Source organism: Haemophilus influenzae (genome assembly GCF_003494325.1).
GTDB lineage: Bacteria > Pseudomonadota > Gammaproteobacteria > Enterobacterales > Pasteurellaceae > Haemophilus > Haemophilus influenzae_I.
Genome location: NZ_QQIK01000002.1, coordinates 133,379 through 157,730, shown reverse-complemented (window position 1 = coordinate 157,730; position 24,352 = coordinate 133,379). Strand labels below are relative to the sequence as shown.

Sequence of the window (24,352 nt, the reverse complement as noted above, 5' to 3'; positions counted from 1 at the left end):
TCTGTGAAACAAAGGCGGAAAAGAAGGGAACCCATTTAATTCTACCAACAAATAAAACGACATATAAAAACCGCTCTAAAACCAACCGCACTTTTTAAATGATCCTCCGATAAACTCGGGCCCCATATAAATCGCCTTTGCGACTTTCAATTTTTAGGCAATTTTCGTCTGTCTGAGCAACGTAGTTGCGAGTTTAGAAAATTGCCGTAAAGAAAATTGAAACAAAGCAAAGATTAGCGATTTAACTGGGGGGTACTTTTCTTTGCTTACTTTCTTTTGTACAAGCAAAAGAAAGTAAGTCGCCATCAGGCGAAATCCTAATGTAAAAAACATACCTTTATGCTATAATCCGCCACAATTTTTGATCAAAAAAGGAATACCAATGACGGATTCAATCCAATCATCTATCACCCCTGTCAATATCGAAGAAGAACTTAAATCTTCCTACCTTGACTACGCGATGTCGGTTATCGTTGGGCGTGCATTACCTGACGTTCGAGATGGTTTAAAACCAGTTCACCGCCGCGTACTGTTCTCAATGGATCGCGAAGGCAATACCGCCAATAAAAAATACGTAAAATCAGCGCGTGTTGTGGGTGATGTAATCGGTAAATATCACCCGCATGGTGACTCAGCCGTGTACGATACCATCGTTCGTATGGCACAACCATTCTCACTTCGCTATATGTTGGTTGATGGGCAAGGTAACTTTGGTTCAATTGATGGTGATGCGCCAGCTGCAATGCGTTATACCGAAGTGCGTATGCAAAAAATTACGCAAGCATTGCTCACTGATTTGGATAAAGAAACCGTCAATTTCTCGCCAAACTATGATGGCGAATTAATGATCCCAGATGTATTGCCAACTCGTATTCCAGCACTTTTAGCAAATGGTTCTTCTGGTATTGCGGTGGGGATGGCAACTAACATTCCCCCTCACAACTTAAACGAAGTATTAAATGGTTGTTTGGCTTATATTGACAACAATGAAATTACCATTGATGAATTAATGCAACATATTCCGGGCCCAGACTTTCCAACAGCTGCATTAATTAATGGTCGTAAAGGGATTGAAGAAGCCTATCGCACTGGTCGTGGTAAAGTTTATGTTCGTGCTCGTGCAACCGTAGAAACCAACGAAAAAGGACGCGAGCAAATTATCGTGTCTGAATTGCCATACCAAGTAAATAAAGCAAAATTAGTCGAGAAAATTGCCGAATTAATTCGCGAGAAAAAAATCGAAGGCATCAGCAATATTACTGACCTTTCAAACAAAGAAGGGATCCGTATTGAAATTGATATTAAACGTGATGCAGTGGGGGAAGTGGTATTAAACCATCTTTACTCACTCACTCAAATGCAAGTGACCTTTGGTATCAATATGGTGGCATTGGATCACGGTCAGCCACGTTTATTTAATCTTAAAGAAATCATTGAATCCTTCGTTTTACACCGCCGTGAAGTGGTGACACGTCGTTCTATCTTTGAGCTTCGCAAAGCACGTGAACGTACGCACATTTTGGAAGGTTTAGCGGTTGCTCGTTCTAATATCGATGAAATGATTGCAATTATTCGCAACTCTAAAAACCGTGAAGAGGCCGCAACAGCAATCAGTTCACGTTCTTGGACATTACATAGCGATATTATTAATCTTCTTGATGTTTCCGCTCGTCCTGATGAGTTAGAAGAAAATCTTGGTATTCAAGGTGAACAGTATTACTTATCGCCAGCGCAAGTAAACGCAATTCTAGAACTTCGTTTACACCGTTTAACGGGCATTGCGTTTGAAGAAGTTATAAAAGAATATGAAGAATTATTAGTTAAAATTGCGGATCTTCTTCATATTTTAAGTAGCGCAGAACGTTTAATGGAAGTGATTCGTGAAGAATTAGAAGAAGTGAAAGCACAATTTGGCGATGATCGTTTAACTGAAATTACCGCTGCTTCTGGCGATATTGATTTAGAAGATTTAATCGCACAAGAAGACGTGGTTGTGACGCTTTCTCACGAAGGTTATGTGAAATACCAACCACTGACTGACTATGAAGCACAACGCCGTGGCGGTAAAGGCAAATCTGCAACGAAGATGAAAGAAGAAGATTTCATCGAAAAATTACTGGTGGCAAATACTCACGATACCATCCTCTGCTTCTCTAGCCGTGGTCGTTTATATTGGTTGAAAGTATATCAACTTCCACAAGCAAGCCGTGGTGCACGCGGTCGTCCAATTGTGAATATTCTTCCGTTACAAGAAAACGAACGTATTACTGCAATCTTGCCAGTTTCTGCTTACGAAGAAGATAAATTCGTAGTCATGGCAACTGCTGGCGGTATTGTGAAGAAAATCGCCTTAACCGAATTTAGCCGTCCACGTTCAAACGGTATCATCGCATTGAATTTACGTGACGAAGATGAATTAATCGGCGTGGATATTACTGATGGCAGCAACGAAATTATGTTGTTCTCATCGCAAGGTCGCGTGGTGCGTTTTGCTGAAAATGCCGTGCGTGCAATGGGGCGTTTAGCAACAGGTGTTCGCGGTATCAAACTGGCTTTAACAAACGATATTTCTGACGATGAAAGTGCGGTAGAAATTGAAGATATTTCTGATGACAACGCTGAAGCATCATTAGACTTAAATATCGATAAAGTGGTTTCTCTCGTTGTGCCAAAAGGTGAAGGGGAAATTTTAACAGCAACACAAAACGGCTACGGAAAACGCACACAATTAAGTGAATACCCAACTAAATCACGTAATACAAAAGGTGTGATTTCGATTAAAGTGAGTGAACGCAATGGTAAAGTCGTTGCTGCAACTCAAGTAGAAGAAACAGACCAAATTATGTTGATCACTGATGCAGGAACGCTTGTTCGCACACGCGTAAGCGAAGTGAGCATTGTAGGGCGTAACACGCAAGGTGTTCGCTTAATTCGTACTGCCGATGATGAACACGTAGTAAGTTTAGAACGTGTTTGTGATGCAGATGAAGAAGATTCTTTGGAAGAAAGCAGTTCTGAAGAATAACTGGTTATAAAAGAAGAAGTGCGGTGAAATTTCACCGCACTTTTTTATGACTAATTAATTACCTGCCAAACCATCTCGAATTCGTTTTTCAAACTGATCATAATCCACTAAAAACGCATCGTGTCCGTAATCTGATGGGAATTCATAAAAATGTAGATCGACTCCACTTTGCTCTAAAAGCTGTTTACTTTTATAAAGATCAATGGGTTTAAAAAGTTGATCCGTTGTCACAGAAACCAACGTATAGCGTGCTTTAATACGTGATAATGCCTCTTTGACATTCTCATACCCCAAACTTGGATCATACATATCCAACGCACGTAACAAATGCAAATAACTATTGGCATCAAAACGTTCTAAGAATTTTTTGCCTTGGTAAGAAAGATAGGATTCCACTTGAAAGTAATCGCCCCAAAAGCTGCCATCTGATTTTGTAGCACGCCCAAAGGCTTTGGCTAGTTGTAAATCGGTGCGGTAAGTCAGCATACCTAGCATACGCGCAATAGATAACCCTTGATCTGGCGGTGTCCCCTCATAATAATCGCCGCCGTTAAAATTGGGATCATTAATTACCGCTTGACGCATAACATGGTTAAAGCCTATGGCTTCAGCACTAAAATAAATGGATGAGCAAAGATTCACGATATTATCCATAAAATCAGGATAATCAATCGCCCATTGATTCGCTTGCATACCGCCAAAAGATCCACCAATAATGGCTTTTAAATGGCTAATACCAAGATGTTCAAGCAAGGCTTTTTGTACTTTAACAATATCTTGCACAACAATATTAGGAAATTGGCTGCCATAAGGTTTACCCGTTTGCGGATTAATTGATGAAGGCCCAGTTGTTCCCTTACACCCACCTAATACGTTCGAGCTAATAAAAAAATAACGATCCGTATCCAATGCTAAACCTGCTCCCATAAAATTCTGCCACCAGCCATCTCGACCATCATCGAAATAAGGCTCAGCATCGCCAGTCAAAGCATGGCAAATTAATACCGCATTATTTTTTTCGGCATTGAGTGTGCCATAAGTTTGATACGCGACATTAATATGGGAAAGTTTGCCGCCAAGCATCAGAGTTAAAGGCTGTGTGTCAAAAAGCACTACATTTTGCACAGACATTGAAAACCTATCGTAATAATCAGAATGGCGTTTAAACTATCAGTAAGTCGATTAGCTTGTCAAGAAATTTTAGCCGTCTAAACGGCTAAATTATCGCACATCAATGCGATTCACAAAATCCATCAAATTCTCCTTGAAGTGCGGTCGATTTTTCATTATGTTTACCGCTATGCTAGTAAAAAAATTATCTCCAAAATTCACCGTACTTTTTCGCGCACTACTCTACGCAATCTTTGCATTGATTATACTTTGCTTGCTAGTGGATCGAGGCGTCAGTTTTTATGTTCGCGATAAAATATTCACAAATATTGATGAACTCCCCTTTCGCCCCTGCGCCCTTGTGCTTGGCACATCAAAATACACCGTCAGCGGAAAACCGAACGTTTATTACGATAGTCGCTTAATGGCAGCTAAAAGCCTAATCGAACAACAAAAAGTGAATTATCTTTTATTAAGTGGTGACAACCGAACTTTGCAATATAACGAACCAAGAGCAATGTTTCGCGATTTACGCAAAATGGGCGTGCCAGAAACTTTAATGTTCCGTGATTTTGCAGGTTTTCGCACCCTAGATTCCGTTATCCGCGCCGATAAAATTTTCCAAGTGAAAACATTTACGATTGTCAGTCAAAAATTTCATTGCGAACGCGCGCTATTAATTGCCCAAGCACATAATATTGATGCCATTTGCTTTGTGGCAAAACAGCCAGAATTACATTTTTCCACACAAATAAGAGAAGTTTTTGCCCGCATAAAAGCGGTTTTTGACTTGATATTAGGTGTTGAGCCTTATTTTTTAGGGGAACCTCAGCCATTGCCAAACAGCACCACATTATAAATATTGTTCTAAATCATATTTCTTCTATTTTTCTAAAATCACACTAATCTAAACTTGTTAAATAAACACAAACTGGTTAAAATCCAACCGATAAGGAAAATACTGTTTTATGCTAAAGGGTTTACTTTAATTGTCGTTGAACTCACAATTGATATAAAAGATAAAACAGAGAAAAAAATAGTCACAAAGGTTACCAAGGCACCGTGGGTGTGAAATATTCTTGGAAATAATATTCCAAAAAATAAGGGCTGATTTTAAATATCAGCCCTTTGCTTTGATGGTACATTTTATTCCACCACAGCCCAAAATTCAGCAACGGTGTGGAAAGATCCAAAGACTAAAACCACATCATTTTTTACCGCACTTTTGAGTGCTGTACACACACCATCCATAACAGAATTATCTGATGTAGCTTGAATATTTGGGAAATGACTTTTCAATTTCTCTGCTAATTCATCGCCTGACTGCCCGCGATAGCCGCCTAAAGTTACACAATGCCATTCATCAATAATAGGTGTTAAATGCTCAAATACCCCATTTGCATCTTTGTCTTTGAGCATCCCACACACGGCAATCATTTTACCCTCGATGCTACGTTTAAGTGCGGTCAATTTTTCAGATAAATATTTTGCAGCGTGAGGATTATGCCCTACATCAACGATAATTGTTGGCAAGGTTTCAACTGGTACGCCAAGATAATCCGCTAATTTTTCACGTTTATCTGTTTTTATAGCTTGAAAACGACCAACCAGTTCTACCTCTTGCAAAGATTTTCGCAAAGTCTGTTCTGAAATATCAAAAGGTAAATATTGAACGGCAGCCAGAGCCGTTGCGGCATTCGCCAATGGAATCTGACAAAACGGCAAATTTTCTAACCGCACTTTTTTATTTTGCCATTGCCAATTTTCAGCATTTTGCTCAAATAACCAATCCACATCACGACGAGCAACTTGGCAATGTAATTTTTCGGCCTGATCTAACATTGTTTGCGGCACATTAGGTTCACCAATCACGACAGGGCAATTTTCGCGGAAAATTCCTGCTTTTTCAAAAGCAATGGCCTCTCTGGTATCCCCAAGAAAATCGGTGTGATCAATATCGATGCTAGTAATCACAGCAAGATGGCTATCCACAATATTGGTCGCATCTAAACGGCCGCCCAAACCCACTTCTAAAATCACCACATCTAATTTTGCTTGCTTAAATAAATGCAATGCAGAAAGGGTGCTAAATTCAAAATAAGTCAGCGATTCTGTTTTGTTTTCATCAATAAAAGCAAAAGAGGCGGTATGTGCTTCATCGGGTAAATCTTGATTTTGAATGCGTACTCGCTCGTTATAACGCAATAAATGGGGCGAAGAATACACGCCTACACGTAATCCGTGATTAAGCAGAATCGTTTCTAACAAGCGACAAGTCGTGCCTTTACCATTCGTCCCCCCCACAGTTATCACATAAGGGGCGGGATGAAGTAAATCCAATTTTTCTGCCACGGATTGAATACGATCTAAACCGAGATCAATAGGTTTAAAATGGCTTTTTTCTAAATAAGAAAGCCACTCAGCGAGTGGCGAAGTGGCTTTAAGTTGCATATTATTCATCTTCTGAAATGAGTTCAGGTTCTACAAAAGGAGAAGGTTGATTCGTTAATTTACTCAGTACACTTGCTAAAGTTTGACGCATTTCTGAACGTTTCACGATCATATCAATTGCCCCTTTCTCAAGTAGAAACTCACTACGTTGGAAACCTTCTGGCAATTTTTCACGCACAGTTTGTTCAATAACGCGTGGCCCTGCAAAACCAATTAAGGCTTTTGGCTCGGCAATATTTAAATCCCCTAACATCGCAAAACTGGCTGATACGCCGCCTAAAGTCGGATCCGTTAATACTGAAATAAATGGCACACCCTTTTCACGCATTTGAGCAAGTACGGCACTGGTTTTTGCCATTTGCATTAAAGAGAATAATGCTTCCTGCATACGAGCACCACCACTCGCAGAGAAACATACAAACGGACAATTCATTTCCATCGCTTTTTCAGCCGCTTTAACAAATTTTGCACCAACTACAGAACCCATTGAACCGCCCATAAAAGCAAAGTTCGATGCAGCCACAACGATTGGCATATTATAAAGTGTACCTGTCATAGTAATTAGCGCATCTTTCTCGCCCGTTTCTTTTTGCGCCGCATTGATACGATCTTTATATTTCTTTAAATCTTTGAATTTTAAAATATCTTTTGGTTCTAAATCTGCCGCAATTTCTTGGCTTGAATCTTCGTCCAATAAATTTAATAAACGCTCACGAGCATCAATACGCATATGATGACCACATTTCGGGCAAACATACAGATTACGTTTGAGTTCTTCACTATAAAGTACTTGTTCACAAGCAGTACATTTTGTCCACACGCCTTCTGGCACATTGGCTTTTCGAGTGGAAGAAGAAGGACTTTTACTAAAAATTCGGTTAATCCAGCTCATTTTTTGACCTTTTTATTGACTAGAAAATTGCGCGTATTAGAACATAAATTTATAGAATTTGCTACTTGTAAGACCGTTTTTGTACTGCTCCGATTTCCTTTTAAACAAGATAATTTGCTCTCCTCTTATTGAACATTTTTTTTATTTTTTTGTCTTACAGACCACGTTATCTGAAATTTATTTTGGAGTATTTATGAAAAAAACACGTTTTGTATTAAATAGTATTGCACTTGGATTAAGTGTATTAAGCACATCATTTGTTGCTCAAGCCACTTTGCCAAGTTTTGTTTCGGAACAAAACAGTCTTGCACCGATGTTAGAAAAAGTACAACCTGCCGTTGTCACTCTTTCCGTTGAAGGAAAAGCTAAAGTAGATTCTCGTTCTCCTTTCCTAGACGATATTCCTGAAGAATTTAAATTCTTCTTTGGCGATCGTTTTGCCGAACAATTTGGTGGACGTGGAGAGTCAAAGCGTAACTTCCGTGGTTTAGGTTCTGGTGTCATTATTAATGCAAGCAAAGGCTATGTTTTAACCAATAATCATGTTATTGATGGAGCTGATAAAATTACCGTGCAATTACAAGATGGGCGTGAATTTAAAGCAAAATTAGTGGGTAAAGATGAACAATCAGATATTGCATTAGTACAGCTTGAAAAACCAAGTAATTTAACAGAAATCAAATTTGCTGATTCCGACAAATTACGCGTAGGCGATTTCACTGTTGCAATCGGTAATCCATTTGGTTTAGGTCAAACTGTGACATCAGGTATTGTTTCTGCATTGGGTCGTTCAACAGGTTCTGACAGTGGCACTTATGAAAACTATATTCAAACCGATGCAGCAGTAAACCGCGGTAATTCGGGTGGTGCATTAGTCAATCTAAATGGCGAACTTATTGGAATTAATACCGCAATTATTTCTCCAAGCGGTGGCAATGCAGGAATTGCCTTTGCGATTCCAAGTAATCAAGCAAGCAATTTAGTGCAACAAATTTTAGAATTTGGTCAAGTGCGTCGCGGATTGCTTGGTATTAAAGGGGGCGAACTCAATGCTGATTTAGCCAAAGCCTTTAATGTAAGCGCGCAACAAGGCGCATTTGTAAGTGAAGTTTTACCGAAATCTGCTGCTGAAAAAGCAGGACTTAAAGCGGGCGATATTATCACGGCGATGAACGGTCAAAAAATCTCAAGTTTCGCTGAAATTCGTGCAAAAATCGCAACCACTGGTGCAGGCAAAGAGATTAGCTTGACTTACTTACGTGATGGCAAATCCCACGACGTTAAAATGAAATTACAAGCGGATGATGGTAGCCAACTTTCCTCAAAAACTGAGTTGCCTGCATTAGATGGTGCAACATTGAAAGACTACGATGCTAAAGGCGTTAAAGGAATTAAAATCACAAAAATTCAACCTAATTCGCTGGCTGCACAACGTGGTTTAAAATCGGGCGATATTATTATTGGTATTAATCGTCAAATGATCGAAAACATTCGTGAATTAAATAAAGTGCTTGAAACTGAACCGTCAGCAGTTGCACTTAATATTTTACGAGGTGACAGTAATTTCTATTTATTAGTGCAATAATCTGCTTGATATATTTAAGAAAAAAGTCCGATCACAATGATCGGGCTTCTTTTTATGCAGCAATCGTTCTTAACAAATCCACCACAAATTCTAACCGCACTTTGTTATCGGATAGATCTTTCATAAACTTAAATTTTAATGGGCCATCAAATCGATACACAATAGGTTCTTTTTGAATTAATTGAATAAATTTATCTGGATTCACTTGTGCTTTTGCTGAAAACTCAATAAAACCGCCTTGTGTTCCAGCATCAATTCGCACAACGTTCAACGGCTCAACCAATAAACGCAACTCTGTAATTTGTAATAAATTTTTCGTTGCATCAGGCAATAATCCAAATCTGTCAATCAACTCAACTTTTAATTCATCTAATTCTGCTTTACTCTCTGCTGCAGCAATGCGTTTATAAAAGGATAAACGCATATTCACGTCTCCTAGATAATCATCAGGCAGTAAAGCAGGCACACGCAATTCAATATCCGCTTGTTGTTGCGTCAATTCTTCTAATGATGGTTCACGCCCTTCTTTTAACGCTTTAACCGCTGCATCCAATAATTCCATATAAAGCGAAAAACCGATGCTTTCAATTTGTCCACTTTGTTCGTTTCCAAGTAATTCGCCAGCACCACGAATCTCTAAATCGTGGGTTGCCAAGATAAAACCAGCCCCAAGATTATCAAGATTTTCCAACGCATCTAGACGGCGTTCAGCATCTTTTGTCATCATTTTAGGTGGGGGCGTAAGCAAATAAGCATAAGCCTGATGATGTGAACGCCCGACTCGTCCACGTAATTGATGCAACTGAGCCAAACCAAAATGATCCGCTCGTTCAATAATAATGGTATTTGCCGTTGGTACATCAATACCCGTTTCGATAATGGTTGAACAAACTAAGACGTTATAACGCTGATGATAAAAATCACTCATCACACGTTCTAACTCACGTTCTCTCATTTGTCCGTGCCCCACAATTACTCGCGCCTCTGGCACAAGCGTGGTCAGTTTTTCTGCTGTATTTTCAATGCTTGCGACATCATTGTGGAGATAATAAACCTGCCCACCTCGGAGAATTTCACGCAAAATCGCTTCTCGTACAACAAGATCGTCATTCTGACGGACGAAGGTTTTAATACTTAATCGGCGAGCAGGAGGTGTGGAAATAATGGAAAGATCACGAATGCCATTCATCGCCATATTAAGCGTTCGAGGAATTGGCGTTGCCGTTAGCGTAAGAATATCGATATTCGCACGAAGCTGTTTGATTTTCTCTTTTTGCCCTACACCAAAACGATGTTCTTCATCAATAATCAACAATCCAAGATCGTTAAATTTTACATCTGATTGAATTAATTTATGGGTACCAATTAATATATCGACTTTTCCTTCTGCAAGGTTTTCCAGAATTTGTTTTTGTTCTTTTGCAGTTTTGAAACGCGATAACACTTCGACATTCACAGGCAAATTCGCAAAACGATCTTTAAAATTCTCATAATGCTGTTGGGCTAACAGTGTGGTTGGCACTAGCACTGCTACTTGCTTATGATTCATCACAGCCAAAAAGGCAGCGCGCATTGCCACTTCAGTTTTACCAAAACCCACATCACCACAAACAAGGCGATCCATTGCCTTAGGCTGACACATATCCGAAATTACCGCATTAATTGCCATTTCCTGATCGTAGGTTTCTTCAAAAGGAAAGGTTGCGGAAAATTGTTGAAATTCTTCACGATCATATTTAAAGGCAAAGCCTTTCTTCGCTTCACGTTGTGCGTAAACATCTAATAACTCTGCCGCCACATCACGAATTTTCTCCGCAGCTTTTTGGCGTGATTTCGCCCAAGCCTCGTTCCCTAATTTATGTAATGGCGCACTTTCATCAGAGCCACCAACATAACGGCTAATCAAATGTAATGAAGTCACTGGCACATAAAGTTTCGATTCATTTGCATAATTTAGTAGCAAATATTCGGCTTTAATGCCGCCTGTATCTAAGGTGACCAAACCGCCATAACGTCCCACACCGTGATCAAGATGCACAACTGGTTGCCCTATTTTCAGTTCGGCAAGATTTCGTACAAGCGTATCAGGATTAATTGTTTTACGTTTGTCTCTAGAACGTTGTTGAATGCGCTCGCCAAGTAAATTAGCTTCGCCAATAATCGCAACAGGAAGCGATTGTTCAATTATAAAACCTTGTTCAAGAGAGCTGACTAACAAGCTAAATTTTTCATTTTCAATCTGTTCTAAAGATTGAATTTGTTTTGGCTTGAGTTTTAACGGTGAAAGCAAATCAAGCAAAGTCTCTCGGCGACCTTCCGTCTCCACAGAAAACAGTACATTTCCTTTAAAATGCTCAATAAATTGACGTAATTGTCCCAATGGTTCTTTTTGCTGGGATTGAATAGTCACTTCTGGTAGAGCGGCAACAGGTAAATTTTTCTGGCGTACCGATGACCGCACTTTTTCCGCTTTAAATGTAATACGTGGATAAGATTTCAATCGGCGATTGACTTCATCTACATTAAGCCATAATTTTTCAGGCGATAAAAGCGGACGCATCGGATCCACTTTACGTTGTTCATAACGCTGTTTGGCATCTTGATAAAAACGCTCGCCTTGCGTTTGATTATTTTCCATATCTACAAACAGCGTTTGCTCCGGCAAATAATCAAATAAAGTTGCCATTTCAGCAAAGAAAAGTGGCTGCCAATATTCAATGCCAGAAATCAAGGTACCTTTACTGATTTGCTGATAAATATGTTCGGGATCTCGGCGAATCTCCCCAAAAGTTTCACGAAATTGCGCACGGAAAAATTCAATCCCTTTGTCGTCCGTTGGAAATTCGTGAGCTGGCAAAAGATTAATTGAGTTAATTTCATCAAGAGTGCGTTGCGTATCCACATCAAAAGTGCGAATAGAATCAATTTCATCATCAAAAAAATCAAGGCGAAAAGGCACCGCACTTCCCATTGGGAAAAGATCCAACAAGGAACCACGAACTGCGTACTCGCCGTGTTCTAATACTTGCTCCACAGCTCGATAGCCCGCTGCTTCTAATTGTAAGCACATTTTATCGATGACCAAACGATCGCCTTTTTTAATCAGAAGCACATTGTGTTGTAAATATTGTGGCTGGCAAAGGCGTTGCATTAATGTCGAAATCGGCAATAAGAAAATGCCTTTTTTCGCATTTTGTAAATGGAAAAGCGCACTTAAACGAGAGGAAATAATTTCTTGATGGGGAGAAAAAGTATCGTAAGGTAAGGTTTCCCAATCAGGGAAAAGGCATACATTTTGACTGCTTAATTCCGATAAAACACGTGATAAACGCACCGCACTTCGTGTATCTGGAGTCACCACTACGGTTAAATTTTGGTTTTGCTCTGCAATTTCACTAATCGCCAATGCATCAGCGCCTGGTAATACATTGCCTAAAATTTTGTGATCATTGGGTTGGGTTGGAATATCAGGTTGGAAAAAAGCCGTTTTCATAAATATAAATAATGCGTCAATCTTGTGTAAAATTGAGGCATAGTGTACTGGAATTTGCTCTATCTTTCAATAAGTTCACTGTTTAAAAAAACAGTTAATATTTATTTCTTTAAAGAAGATTCTTTTGTCTTCAAATTACCATTTTCATCTTCTGTTGCTGACATAGGCACGCAGCTACAATTCGGTTGATCTAAACCCCATTCTTTAATGAAGTTGTCATATTTTTCAAGTGCGCGTTTAAACCAGCCTTTTGGTTTTGCGGTTTGTTCTGTCATAAAGTTCCTCGCTCTAAATATTGTTTAATTTCTAAACGCAAACATTCTACGCCTTTTTTCTTGTTAATAGGAAGTTGTTTTTTTGTTAAATAAGCGGAAATTAATGGGAAATTTTCTTTGCCCGCTAATTTTAATAAACGCCTCATCGCAGGAACGCTCGAAAATAAAGTGCGGTGAAAATTAGCGAAGTTTTTTAAGCTCATCCAATCAAAATCATCAAGCTGCCAATCAAGCTGATTTTGCTCAAAATTTATGGCAAACGGATGAAAAGATAAAGGGAGATTACGCTGAAATTGTTTGTACGCAGTATCAACTAAAGCCAAGCCTTCTTTGGAAAGTCCTTTAAGGGCAATCGCTGAATAACAACCACTACTCGCTTCTTGATGCTCGCCTAAATGCACCAAAACAAAACCGCACTTTTGCCAAAATTTTGCCAGTTCGTCGGTGTAGCCAAAACTCACTGAAAGAAAATCCACATCGGCATTTTCCATGGCTTGCATCAAATTTTGCCCAATGCCCTTTTGCTGCCAATTTGGCTGAACCGCTATACGAGAAATACGTAAAGATCGTAATTTACAGGCTTGAGGCAAGTTTTCATAGAAACATAACGCCTGTGGAACAAGATTCCCTTTCGGGCGGCGTTTGCCTTGTTGAATTTGAATAATCAACTCATCATCAGCCATATTTCCTTCTTCTAATGCCCAAATTGCACCGAGCAAATTCTGTTGATATTCGGCAAAATAAAAACGTTGATTTTCTCCATCAAGTAAACGGCGAAGATCGAGTGGCGATGTTCGATAATGCGCCAATGTCATTAAGCCATAAAAATCTCGAAATAAAAATTGACGATTATATTTTCCTTTACTACCCTTACTTGTGAGGGGAGCTTCCAAAGCTTGAGGGAGGCTGGCTATATCTAAATCCCCCTTCCGCCCTTCGGGCACCTTCCCCCGCAAGCAGGGGAAGGAAAGATTTTTAGCGTTTTCCTCTATGTTATAAGTAATATTGTTATAGTCAAAGTGCTGAAAATCATCTTCGGCATTTAGCAACAAAAGATCATCAATAAAATGTTCTAACGGGTCATTTTCTTGCCAACGTAGGGGCTGTTTAAGCTCAAAATGCTGAAAAGTGCGGTGAATTTTCCGTTTAAATTTTAATTCGAAACCACGCCCCGTACCTTCATAGCTATGAATTGTTGTGCTGAAGACAATATGTTGAAAATATTGAGAATATTCTTGCAATAACGGCAATGGGATTACCGCCGCTTCATCTACCAGCAACCAAGCTGATTGACTGAATTCTGGTTCATGTTGTAACCGAATAGCCAGTTCATCAGGCGCGATAAATTCTATCTCTCGTTCTGAAAATTCAATAACGGAATGCACCGCACTTTTATTCGGTGCGGTGAGATAAACTGGTGCTTGAATTTGGTTAGCAAGCATACCCAATAATGCGGATTTTCCTCTTCCCCGCTTGGAGGTTAGAAAATAAATATCCTGCTCGGCTTGTAAAATAGTCTCGATAATTTGTTGTTGCGCTAACGTAGCATTTTTGTGATGTTCGTTAGAATAAAAAACCGTAGGAAATTCAACCGCACTTTCCTCTCTTAAAATGGGGAAATGATAACGTTCAATGCACTGTTTGAAATGATCAATAAAATTAGGCGTGGCGATTGCTGACTGATTTCCATTCCAACGTAAACTATCTTGATCAGGCTGCTGAGATAAATTTTCCCAATCAGATAACACTAAACAAAGTGTGCCGCCCATTTTCAGTGTTCCAGCTGCAATAGCCAGCGCTTCAAGATGAATGCCATTTCGCGCATCAAATAAGATATGTTCAAATTCTTGTCCAAGCAAATTCGTTGCTTTAGAAAAAGCAATGCCACTTTCGCCGATAATTAATACGTTATCAGGCACAAGCGGCAAAGTTTTGCAGATTAAAATTTGAAGCTGGCGAGATGACATCGTTTTATTTTAAATAGGCAATTAACATCGCACCAATAAAACTTACGCAAGCAAGCCAAAAGAAAATGCTTTTGGGTTGAGAAACTTTTTTACTGAAAAATTTTGCAGCAAACACAATATACAAAATCAGTAATGCGAATTTAGCCACTAACCACCATTCAATACCAAAAGCAAAGAGGTATAAAATGACGACGCCAGACACAATCAGCAAGGTATCTGATAAGTGCGGTAAAATTTTTAATAATTTTATCGAACGCCAATTTTTACCATTAAGCTGCATTGCACCACGAATTACTAACAATGCCAAACTTAAAAAGGCGAAAAAAATATGTAAATCAACTAACATAATCACTCCCAAAAAAGTAAGAAAAGTGCGGTCAAAATCCACCGCACTTTCTCAATCTAAATTACTTCGCAATACGTTTATATTTAATACGATGTGGCTGAGTGGCTGCATCGCCTAAGGTTTTCTTTTTCCACTCTTCGTAGTCTGAGAAGTTACCTTCATAGAACGTGACTTTACCTTCATCGCCGTAGTCTAAAATATGCGTTGCGATACGGTCTAAGAACCAACGGTCGTGCGAAATAACCATTGCACAGCCTGGGAATTCTAAGATCGCATTTTCTAAGGCACGCAAGGTTTCAACATCTAAGTCATTGGTTGGTTCGTCCAGTAATAGCACGTTACCACCACGTTGTAGAAGTTTCGCTAAGTGTAAACGACCACGTTCACCGCCCGATAATTCCCCCACACGTTTTTGTTGATCTACACCTTTGAAGTTGAAACGACCTACATAAGCACGGCTTGGAATTTCAAAGTTACCAATAGTGAGAATATCTTGTCCGTTAGACACTTCTTCCCACACGGTTTTCTTATCATCCATTGAATCACGGAACTGATCTACCGAAGCAAGTACAACGGTTTCGCCCATTGTCACAGAACCTGAATCTGGTTGTTCTTGACCTGACAACATACGGAATAAAGTAGATTTACCCGCACCATTTGCCCCGATAATCCCAACGATTGCACCTTTTGGAATACTGAATGATAAATCATCAATTAAAGTACGGTCGCCATAAGACTTGGTTAAGTTTTGCACTTCAATCACTTTATCGCCTAAGCGTGGGCCAGGTGGAATAAAGAGTTCGTTCGTCTCGTTTCGTTTTTGATATTCGCCAGAGTTCAACTCATCAAAGCGCGCCATACGTGCTTTGCTTTTCGCTTGGCGACCTTTTGGATTTTGACGAACCCATTCTAACTCTTTCGCAATGGATTTTTGACGTGCGTTTTCAGTTGCTTGTTCTTGTTCTAAACGTTTCTCTTTTTGCTCTAACCAAGAAGAATAGTTGCCTTCCCAAGGAATGCCCTCGCCACGGTCAAGCTCTAAGATCCAACCAGCCACATTATCTAAGAAATAACGGTCGTGAGTGATTGCTACCACTGTACCCTCGTAGTCGTGTAAGAATCGCTCTAACCATGCCACAGATTCCGCATCTAAGTGGTTAGTTGGCTCATCTAATAAGAGCATGTCTGGTTTTTCGAGTAATAAGCGGCAAAGTGCCACACGGCGACGCTCACCACCAGATAAATGTTCAATTTTAGCATCCCAATCAGGTAAACGTAACGCATCTGCAGCACGCTCTAATTGGTTATCTAAATTATGTCCATCATGCGCTTGAATAATGGCTTCAAGATTGGCTTGTTCTGCCGCTAATTTATCAAAATCTGCATCAGGATCCGCATAAAGCGCATACACTTCATCTAAACGAGTCAGTGCATTTTTCACTTCAGAAACCGCTTCTTCCACTGCTTCACGCACGGTTTGTTGTGGCTCGAGTTTTGGCTCTTGCGGAAGATACCCAATTTTAATACCCGGTTGTGGACGAGCTTCCCCTTCAAACTCTTTATCTACGCCTGCCATAATGCGTAAAAGAGTCGATTTACCCGCACCATTTAAACCTAAAACCCCGATCTTAGCACCAGGGAAAAAGCTTAAAGAAATATCTTTCAAAATATGACGCTTCGGCGGCACTACTTTGCCGACACGATGCATCGTATACACAAATTGAGATGACATTAATAATTCCTCACAAAAAAATTCGCCCTATTCTACTGGAAAATAGGGCGAAAATATAGGAAACAAGTGGACAGATTTTGCAAAAGTTTGGCGAAACCTAACCACTTGTAAATATTTAGAGTGAAGTATTCCCTAAATTAAATAGACACTTTAGGGCTCAAATTACATTGCAAATGTAGAAGTATCATGCCGATGTAGAGCGGGCTTAACATTTGCAAGACTTTGTTGAAAACGTTTATTGTGTTCAAGGTCCCATAAATCAATACGTGTTTGCAGATTAAGCCAAAACTCAGGCGTAGTATCAAATACTTTAGCAAGTTTAACTGCCATTTCTAGCGTAATTCGTGAACTATTATTAACAATATTGCTTGCCGTATTACGATGTACATCTAAAATTTGAGCTAAATCACTAATTTTAAGACTTAAAGGTTCTAAAAACTCTTCTTGTAGAATTTCACCAACAGAGGTGGGTTTTCTCGTCATCATATTATCCTCCTTACAAATTATAAGAATGTGGATCTAAATATAAATTATTTACTTCGTTATTTTCATATTTAAAAATTAAACGATATTGTTTATTCACTCGAATGGAATAAATTTTATTTTCTTTTGGCTCAAGTAACTCCAAATGGTTAGCTGGTGGAGAACGTAAATCGTTGATATTTTCTGAGGCACTTATCATATCTAATTTTCTTGCCAATACTTTATACAAATTAGAAGGAATCTTACTATGAGCATCACCATATTGATAAAACCTATAAAGATAATCATCTCTAAAATGCTCACGCTTTAAATTAAACATCTATTATTCTCTTAGTTATACTCGAGCTGATCATAATAAGAATAAATGCACAATGCAAGAGTGCATCTTTCGACTTAGATAAAAAAAACCACCCGAAACGGGTGGCAGGAAAGTAGTTTAGCTATATTTATCATTATTTTATTTAGGAACTTTATGAATATCAAGCAATCACTTGACGGGAGCTATGTTACTGAATATTGAAAGGCAAGGGAAATGCTATTGAGAGTTTTTTTGATTTACATCAACATTTTTGACAGAAAAATTCGTTTTTGCGTGTAGAATAAACAACTTCAAATTCTAGCGTTCAAAATAATAGGATTTTTTGTGAAAACGTATTCATTATTACTCGGTTTATTCGTTAGTTTTGGTGTTTTAGCCCATCCTCACGCATTTATTGATATACAAACCACGCCCATTATAGAAAATAATCAACTCACAGGTTTTTCAATGAAATGGACGTTGGATGAACCAAGTTCGTCTGCAGTTATTTATGATATGAAACAAGCTAGAACTAAAGCGGAAAAACAAAAACTTCTTGATGATGTAATGGGAAATATCGTCAGTGAGCATTATTTCAGCTATCTATATGATACTCAGAATAATAAAATCAAATATTCCCCTCGCCCAAAAAATTACGGCATTAATGTTCAAGACTTACAACTGCAATATTATTTTGATGTGCCACTCGCCCATCCGCAAAAGTTAGAAAAAAACACATTTAGCTTACAAACTTACGATCCCACTTATTATGTGGCGATGACTTACGCGTCAAAAAGTGCGGTAGATTTTTCCGCACTTTCGAAAAATTGCCAAGGAAAATTAATTGAACCTAATGTGGATGAAAAAATCCAAGCCTACGCATCTTCACTTGATAAATCCCAAAAGAACGAAGATGATTCCTTAGGCGTAATGTTCGCACAAAAAATAATAATTCAATGTGAGTAGAAATGAAAAAATATAAAACTGGGCTCGTGTTATTAGTGATTACACTCGCCTTACTTGTCTATTTTTCCCCTTGGTTTTTCTTACATATTGCCAGTTGGCAAAAAGAGTTTAATCAGCTTATTTCGGAAAATTTACATCAAATTCAAAATAATAGCATCAAGGCAGGCATCACACTTATTTTCGCCAGCTTTGTTTACGGCGTACTCCATGCCCTCGGGCCAGGACACGGCAAATTTATTATTGCCAGCTATCTTTCCACGCATGAAAGCCAATTAAAACAAAGCACTATCTTGAGTTTACTTTCTTCCTTAATGCAAGGCATTGTCGCCATTACAGCAACAACATTGCTTGTTGTAGTGCTAAATCTTTCATCACGTTATTTCAAATTAAGTCAGCTTTGGTTAGAACGAACTGCCTTGCTATTATTGGTATTTCTCGGCTGTTATTGGATTTGGCAAGGTCTACGTGCCTATCGTAAAAAAGCTAAATTAACCATTAAATCCCTCAATTCCCTCCCCCTACACGAAAAAAGTGCGGTGAAAAATAACCGCACTTTTCAGCCAAACACCTGTAGTTGTGGACACCAACATTTGCCAAGCCCGACGCAAACTGCACAAGCAACTAATTTAAAATCACAATTTCTCGTGATTCTAACAATTGGCATGCGACCATGTAGCGGTGCAATTTTCGTTTTATTTTTAGCTTATATGCTTGATCTTTATAGCTGGGGAATTTTAGCTGTATTAGCCATGTCTTTCGGCACGGGGCTTATGCTGTCAGCCTTCGCAGGAATTGTACGTTATGCGAGAAATACCGCAATCCACTTAGGGCATTGGTATAGTTCAAAAAATACGAAAGGAAAAAGCGAAAGTATCGTGAAACTAATCGCAGGTGGAATAATGCTATTTTTTGCCTTGAGTTTGTTGTATGGCACAACTATCTCAACTGGCGGAAGCAAAATCCTATTTTGAAGTTAAAAATAAAGCCCATCAACTGGATGGGCTCAAAATCTTTTGGTTGCTAATTTAGAATTTGTAAAAGGAGACAAACAAACTCTAAACCAAAAGAAAAATTGGCTCCTCCTGCTGGACTTGAACCAGCGACATATGGATTAACAGTCCACCGTTCTACCGACTGAACTAAGGAGGAATAAACTTTGTATCACGAGAAACAGGGCGCGAATTTTAATGATCGATAGTTAGCTTGTCAATGCAAAATTTAAAAAAATTTCATAAAAAACAAAAAATTTCCTCATCTTTTATATACCCCCTAATATTTATTTTTCTATCCACAGAGCCTGTGGATAACTTTGTGGATTAACTTTTTAAAATTTTGCAGATCCCTTGTTCTTACAAGGATTATTCGATCTTGATTATAGATTAGCCTAAAATTAAATTTTAATTTAAAATCAATAAGTTAAGTTTTGTCTAGTAAAAATTTAAAGTTTTTTTAATGAATTTGTGACATCTTCCTCTTGACATCGCTAAGTCTGTGTAAAACTTAGATTTTTGCCTGATCAATTTTACACATTAAATATGCTAAAATAGGCATTATTCAAAACTATCAAAAAACCAACCGCACTTTATGTCTGAAAAAATCAACACAAAACCATTCATTCTGCATTCCGACTTTCGTCCCTCTGGCGATCAGCCACAAGCTATCGAAAAATTGGCTGAAAATTTAACGGATGGTTTGGCACATCAAACTTTACTCGGGGTAACTGGCTCGGGGAAAACCTTTACTATCGCCAATGTAATCGCTCAATTAAATCGCCCTGCAATGTTACTTGCACCGAATAAAACCCTTGCTGCTCAGCTTTATGCAGAAATGAAAGGTTTTTTTCCAGAAAATGCGGTGGAATATTTTGTGTCTTACTATGATTATTATCAGCCAGAAGCCTATGTGCCGAGCAGTGATACATTTATTGAAAAAGATGCGTCTATTAATGATCAAATTGAACAAATGCGACTTTCTGCGACGAAATCTTTTCTAGAACGTCGAGATACCATCGTGGTAGCTTCTGTTTCTGCAATTTATGGTTTGGGCGATCCTGATAGCTATTTACAAATGATGTTGCATTTACAACAAGGTGCCATTATCGATCAACGCCAAATTTTAGCGAAGTTAGCGGAATTGCAATATACCCGAAATGATCAAGCATTTCAGCGTGGAACTTTCCGTGTTCGCGGAGAAATTATTGATATTTTCCCTGCGGAATCTGATGATCGTGCAGTGCGTATTGAATTATTTGATGATGAAATCGAGCGTTTAAGTTTATTTGATCCGCTCACTGGTAGTAGTTTTGGTGCTGTCCCACGTTTTACGATCTATCCTAAAACTCACTATGTAACGCCAAGAGAACGTATTTTAGATGCGATAGAAAACATCAAAAAAGAACTGGTATCACGCCGTGAATACTTCATTAAAGAACATAAACTTTTAGAAGAACAGCGTATCAGCCAACGAACCCAATTTGATATTGAAATGATGAATGAATTGGGCTATTGCTCGGGAATTGAAAACTACTCTCGCTATTTATCGGGAAGAAATGAGGGCGAACCACCACCAACATTATTTGATTATATGCCCTCTGATGCGATTTTAATTATTGATGAATCTCATGTAACTGTGCCTCAAATTGGCGGGATGTATCGTGGCGACCGTTCACGTAAAGAAACCTTAGTCGAATATGGTTTCCGTTTGCCGTCCGCATTGGATAATCGTCCGTTACGCTTTGAGGAATTTGAACGCTTAGCTCCGCAAACCATTTATGTTTCAGCAACACCAGGGCCTTATGAATTAGAAAAATCAGGCAGTGAAATCATCGATCAAGTGGTTCGCCCCACTGGTTTGCTTGATCCGCTTATTGAAATTCGTCCAGTGTCTATTCAAGTGGATGATTTACTTTCCGAAGCTCGCCAAAGAGCGGATAAAAATGAGCGAGTTTTAGTCACAACACTCACCAAGAAAATGGCGGAAGATTTAACGGATTATTTAGATGAACACAGGATTCGTGTGCGTTATCTACATTCTGATATTGATACCGTGGAACGCGTCGAAATTATCCGTGATTTGCGTTTAGGCGAATTTGATGTATTAGTGGGAATTAACTTATTGCGTGAAGGTTTAGATATTCCAGAAGTGTCTCTTGTGGCGATTTTAGATGCGGACAAAGAAGGTTTTTTGCGTTCTGAACGTTCTTTAATTCAAACCATCGGTCGTGCTGCACGAAACTTAAATGGTAAAGCGATTTTGTATGCAGATAGCATCACAAAATCCATGGAAAAAGCCATCACCGAAACCAATCGTCGTCGTGAAAAACAAACAAAATACAATGAAGAACACGGCATTGTGCCACAAGCATTAAATAAGAAAGTCGGCGAATTGTTAGATATTGGGCAAGGTGCAAACCAAAAAGCGAAAGCCAATAAACAACGTGGAAAAATGGCGGCAGAACCAACCGCACTTTATAATGCACCAAAAAATGCCAAAGAATATCAACAACAAATCAAAAAACTGGAACAACAAATGTATAAATTTGCGCAAGATTTGGAATTTGAAAAAGCCGCGGCTATTCGCGATCAATTACATCAATTGCGTGAACAGTTTGTTTTTGATAACTAAAAGAAACGCCAGCTTAAGCTGGCGTTCTGTCTATTTATTTTCACCTGAAGAATACAAGCGATTTTTATACAAATAACTACCTAATAAAGCGTGAGCCAATGCCTCTTTTTTCATTGCATCAGGCACCTCTTTTGGCGTTAAAGTTTCTGTTGATTTATCATAATGATAACCTTGTGCTGCTTTATTTGGCATTTGAATTACCACATCATTATTGCCTTTCATCATTGCTTGAGTTTGATCGTATTGCATAAAAGCACGATCTGGGTTTACATCTTGCGTTAAATCAAAACCAATCATTGGATAATTGCCACTTACGCCAGCTAAAGAAAGCAATGTAGTTGGCATATCAATTTGGCTCACAAGACGGCTATCACGGCGTGGCGCAATTCCATCACCAAGAATCAAGGCTGGAATATGGAAATGCTTAATCGGCACAAGACTTGCTCCGCCTACACGAGAATCGTGATCCGCAACAATTAAGAAAATCGTATCTTTCCAATAATTAGACTGTTTTGCCATTTTAAAGAAATGACCTAACGCATAATCCGCATATTTTGCTGCGTTATTACGAGTGGCTTTTGGTTGCTCATAAAGCTCAATTTTGCCATCTGGATATTCAAATGGATCGTGATTGCTGGAACTAAACACTAAACTAAAAAACGGTTTACCTTCATTTTGTAATTTCGTGAAAGTTTCATTGGCTTTATCAAATAAATCCTCATCACTCACGCCCCAAGTGCCAGTAAATGTTGGATTCTGATAGTCTTGTTGATCCCAAATATCTTTAAAACCATTGCCATAGAAAAAGCTCGCCATATTGTCGAAGTGCTTTTCGCCACCATAAATAAAGGAAGTGTTATAGCCTTGTTTATGTAATAAATCCGCAATAGTAAAGAAACCACTTTGGGCATTATTAAGTTTCACCACTGCACGAGCTGGTGTTGGCGTAAAACCTGCGGTTGTTGCTTCAATACCACGTACTGAACGTGTGCCTGTTGCATAAAGATTTTCAAATAACCACCCTTCTTTTGCGAGCTGATCCACATTTGGAGAAAGTGGTTTGCCACCGAGTGTTCCAATAAACTGAGCACCGAGACTTTCTTGTAGCAAAATCACGATATTTTTAGGTTTACCCTGATAAGTCGCGACATTTTTCGTTAAAGTTGGGTATTTATCTGAAATGTAATCACTTTCTGGACGGCCACGGCTAGCTTTAACAATACGAAACATTTCATCTGCATCCATTTTTCCGTACATTTCTGAAGATTTTTCTTCATCTTTAAATTGCTGTGCCGCATAAATGACGGAATAGCCCGAATTAAGCACCAGAGAATTCACTAACGCATCAGAAGAAAATGCCACCATAGCGGGATTTATACCACGGTGTTGAAAACTTGAACGTGCCCCAAGGAAGCTCAAGACAATCACAAGCAAAGCAATCACAGGGCGAAGTTTCCAACTGATTGAACCTAAATTTTTGACTGCCCAACCAGAAATTTTCCAATAAATCACGGCAGCTAAAATCGTGAAAACAAGGCTAAAAATTACCGCACTTAAATGTCCTTCCGCAAGCATTGAAAAAACTTCTTTCGGATAAATCAAGTATTCGATAAATAAACGATTTGGGCGGTAATCGTAGGTTTCAATAAAGGCAGGTGTGGCAATTTCCATAAAGATAATGAACACGCTACCAAAGGTTAGCCAAAGGCGTAAAATTTTTACCCAAACTTTACTGCTATGGAACAAGGTTGTGAGCAATGCTGGTACGCCAAATAAATAACAAAGTGCCACAACATCCATTCGTACGCCTTGCAAAAATAATTGCAACCAGCCATCTACGGCGGATACACGCTCTGATTGCCACACAGCAAGTCCCAAACGGGATAAGGAAAGGATAATGAGATTAATTAACACGAATGTGAAGATGGGGAATAAAGGGGAATGAGCTTTTTTCATTGTAAAAACCACTAACACAACGGCATCCAAGCCGTATTAAATTAAAGAAAGATAGGCAACTGTCTATCAGCTCCTTTTCGACAAAATAAAAGCCTTAAAGTGCGGTAAATTTTCGCATAGTTTTACTTAATCTCAAATGTAAACACATT

At 38.9% G+C, this 24,352-nt stretch carries 17 protein-coding genes and 1 tRNA gene; 6 read left to right on the top strand and 12 right to left on the bottom strand.

Annotation, left to right across the window (positions count from 1 at the left end; all coding sequences use genetic code 11):
* The first annotated feature begins 382 nt into the window (after positions 1 to 382).
* Entirely contained in the window at positions 383 to 3,025 is a 2,643-nt protein-coding gene (gyrA, locus tag DV356_RS03940; protein ID WP_005689853.1) for a DNA topoisomerase (ATP-hydrolyzing) subunit A, read from the top strand.
* A 54-nt stretch (positions 3,026 to 3,079) separates the two neighbouring features.
* On the opposite strand, the gene metX is transcribed toward gyrA, so the two are convergent.
* Positions 3,080 to 4,156 (bottom strand): homoserine O-acetyltransferase MetX, encoded by a 1,077-nt coding sequence (gene metX / locus DV356_RS03935; RefSeq protein ID WP_005689855.1) that lies wholly within the window; start codon positions 4,154 to 4,156, stop codon positions 3,080 to 3,082.
* Between the two features lie 157 nt (positions 4,157 to 4,313).
* Here metX and DV356_RS03930 point away from each other — a divergent pair, with 157 nt between their 5' ends.
* Positions 4,314 to 4,994 carry a SanA/YdcF family protein gene (locus tag DV356_RS03930; RefSeq protein ID WP_005689857.1) on the top strand — a complete coding sequence of 227 codons (681 nt, stop codon included), beginning with the start codon at positions 4,314 to 4,316 and terminating at the stop codon, positions 4,992 to 4,994.
* 287 nt (positions 4,995 to 5,281) lie between these two features.
* On the opposite strand, the gene folC is transcribed toward DV356_RS03930, so the two are convergent.
* Positions 5,282 to 6,586 carry a bifunctional tetrahydrofolate synthase/dihydrofolate synthase gene (gene folC, locus DV356_RS03925; protein ID WP_038441072.1) on the bottom strand — a complete coding sequence of 435 codons (1,305 nt, stop codon included), beginning with the start codon at positions 6,584 to 6,586 and terminating at the stop codon, positions 5,282 to 5,284.
* Between the two features lies 1 nt (position 6,587).
* Positions 6,588 to 7,478 (bottom strand): acetyl-CoA carboxylase, carboxyltransferase subunit beta, encoded by an 891-nt coding sequence (gene accD, locus DV356_RS03920; protein WP_005694317.1) that lies wholly within the window; start codon positions 7,476 to 7,478, stop codon positions 6,588 to 6,590.
* 193 nt (positions 7,479 to 7,671) lie between these two features.
* Here accD and DV356_RS03915 point away from each other — a divergent pair, with 193 nt between their 5' ends.
* A complete protein-coding gene (locus tag DV356_RS03915; protein WP_011272698.1) occupies positions 7,672 to 9,063 on the top strand; it encodes a DegQ family serine endoprotease in 1,392 nt (463 codons plus the stop codon).
* Positions 9,064 to 9,115: 52 nt separating this feature from the next.
* Here the strand turns inward: DV356_RS03915 and mfd are convergent, their stop codons facing one another.
* From mfd to DV356_RS03885, 7 genes are all read right to left on the bottom strand, one after another.
* A complete protein-coding gene (gene mfd, locus DV356_RS03910) occupies positions 9,116 to 12,556 on the bottom strand; it encodes a transcription-repair coupling factor (RefSeq protein ID WP_118806539.1) in 3,441 nt (1,146 codons plus the stop codon).
* 101 nt (positions 12,557 to 12,657) lie between these two features.
* Positions 12,658 to 12,831 (bottom strand): DUF5363 domain-containing protein, encoded by a 174-nt coding sequence (locus tag DV356_RS09825; protein WP_011272700.1) that lies wholly within the window; start codon positions 12,829 to 12,831, stop codon positions 12,658 to 12,660.
* The gene (locus DV356_RS03905) at positions 12,828 to 14,798 is read right to left on the bottom strand and encodes a tRNA(Met) cytidine acetyltransferase TmcA (protein WP_011961904.1); all 1,971 of its coding nucleotides are present in this window, start codon (positions 14,796 to 14,798) and stop codon (positions 12,828 to 12,830) included. The genes DV356_RS09825 and DV356_RS03905 overlap by 4 nt, the downstream gene beginning before the upstream one ends.
* 4 nt (positions 14,799 to 14,802) lie before the next feature.
* Positions 14,803 to 15,144 (bottom strand): SirB2 family protein, encoded by a 342-nt coding sequence (locus tag DV356_RS03900; RefSeq protein WP_005652996.1) that lies wholly within the window; start codon positions 15,142 to 15,144, stop codon positions 14,803 to 14,805.
* 61 nt (positions 15,145 to 15,205) lie between these two features.
* A complete protein-coding gene (gene ettA, locus DV356_RS03895; RefSeq protein WP_005650218.1) occupies positions 15,206 to 16,876 on the bottom strand; it encodes an energy-dependent translational throttle protein EttA in 1,671 nt (556 codons plus the stop codon).
* A gap of 162 nt (positions 16,877 to 17,038) precedes the next feature.
* The gene (locus DV356_RS03890; RefSeq protein WP_005650217.1) at positions 17,039 to 17,362 is read right to left on the bottom strand and encodes a HigA family addiction module antitoxin; all 324 of its coding nucleotides are present in this window, start codon (positions 17,360 to 17,362) and stop codon (positions 17,039 to 17,041) included.
* A gap of 10 nt (positions 17,363 to 17,372) precedes the next feature.
* Positions 17,373 to 17,678 carry a type II toxin-antitoxin system RelE/ParE family toxin gene (locus DV356_RS03885; protein WP_118806538.1) on the bottom strand — a complete coding sequence of 102 codons (306 nt, stop codon included), beginning with the start codon at positions 17,676 to 17,678 and terminating at the stop codon, positions 17,373 to 17,375.
* 324 nt (positions 17,679 to 18,002) lie between these two features.
* Between DV356_RS03885 and zevA the strand changes: the two genes are divergently transcribed.
* Positions 18,003 to 18,623, top strand: coding sequence for a zinc transporter binding subunit ZevA (zevA, locus tag DV356_RS03880; protein ID WP_110432017.1), 621 nt, complete (start codon positions 18,003 to 18,005; stop codon positions 18,621 to 18,623).
* Between the two features lie 2 nt (positions 18,624 to 18,625).
* Complete coding sequence (gene zevB, locus DV356_RS03875) at positions 18,626 to 19,594, top strand: zinc transporter permease subunit ZevB (protein ID WP_118806537.1); 969 nt, start codon at positions 18,626 to 18,628, stop codon at positions 19,592 to 19,594.
* A 102-nt stretch (positions 19,595 to 19,696) separates the two neighbouring features.
* On the opposite strand, the gene DV356_RS03870 is transcribed toward zevB, so the two are convergent.
* Positions 19,697 to 19,772: transfer RNA gene (locus DV356_RS03870), tRNA-Asn, on the bottom strand.
* Positions 19,773 to 20,207: 435 nt separating this feature from the next.
* Here DV356_RS03870 and uvrB point away from each other — a divergent pair.
* Positions 20,208 to 22,247: an excinuclease ABC subunit UvrB gene (gene uvrB, locus DV356_RS03865; protein WP_118806536.1), complete on the top strand. Its 2,040-nt coding sequence runs from the start codon at positions 20,208 to 20,210 to the stop codon at positions 22,245 to 22,247.
* Positions 22,248 to 22,277: 30 nt separating this feature from the next.
* On the opposite strand, the gene DV356_RS03860 is transcribed toward uvrB, so the two are convergent.
* A complete protein-coding gene (locus tag DV356_RS03860; RefSeq protein ID WP_162627393.1) occupies positions 22,278 to 24,203 on the bottom strand; it encodes an LTA synthase family protein in 1,926 nt (641 codons plus the stop codon).
* Positions 24,204 to 24,352 lie beyond the last annotated feature (149 nt).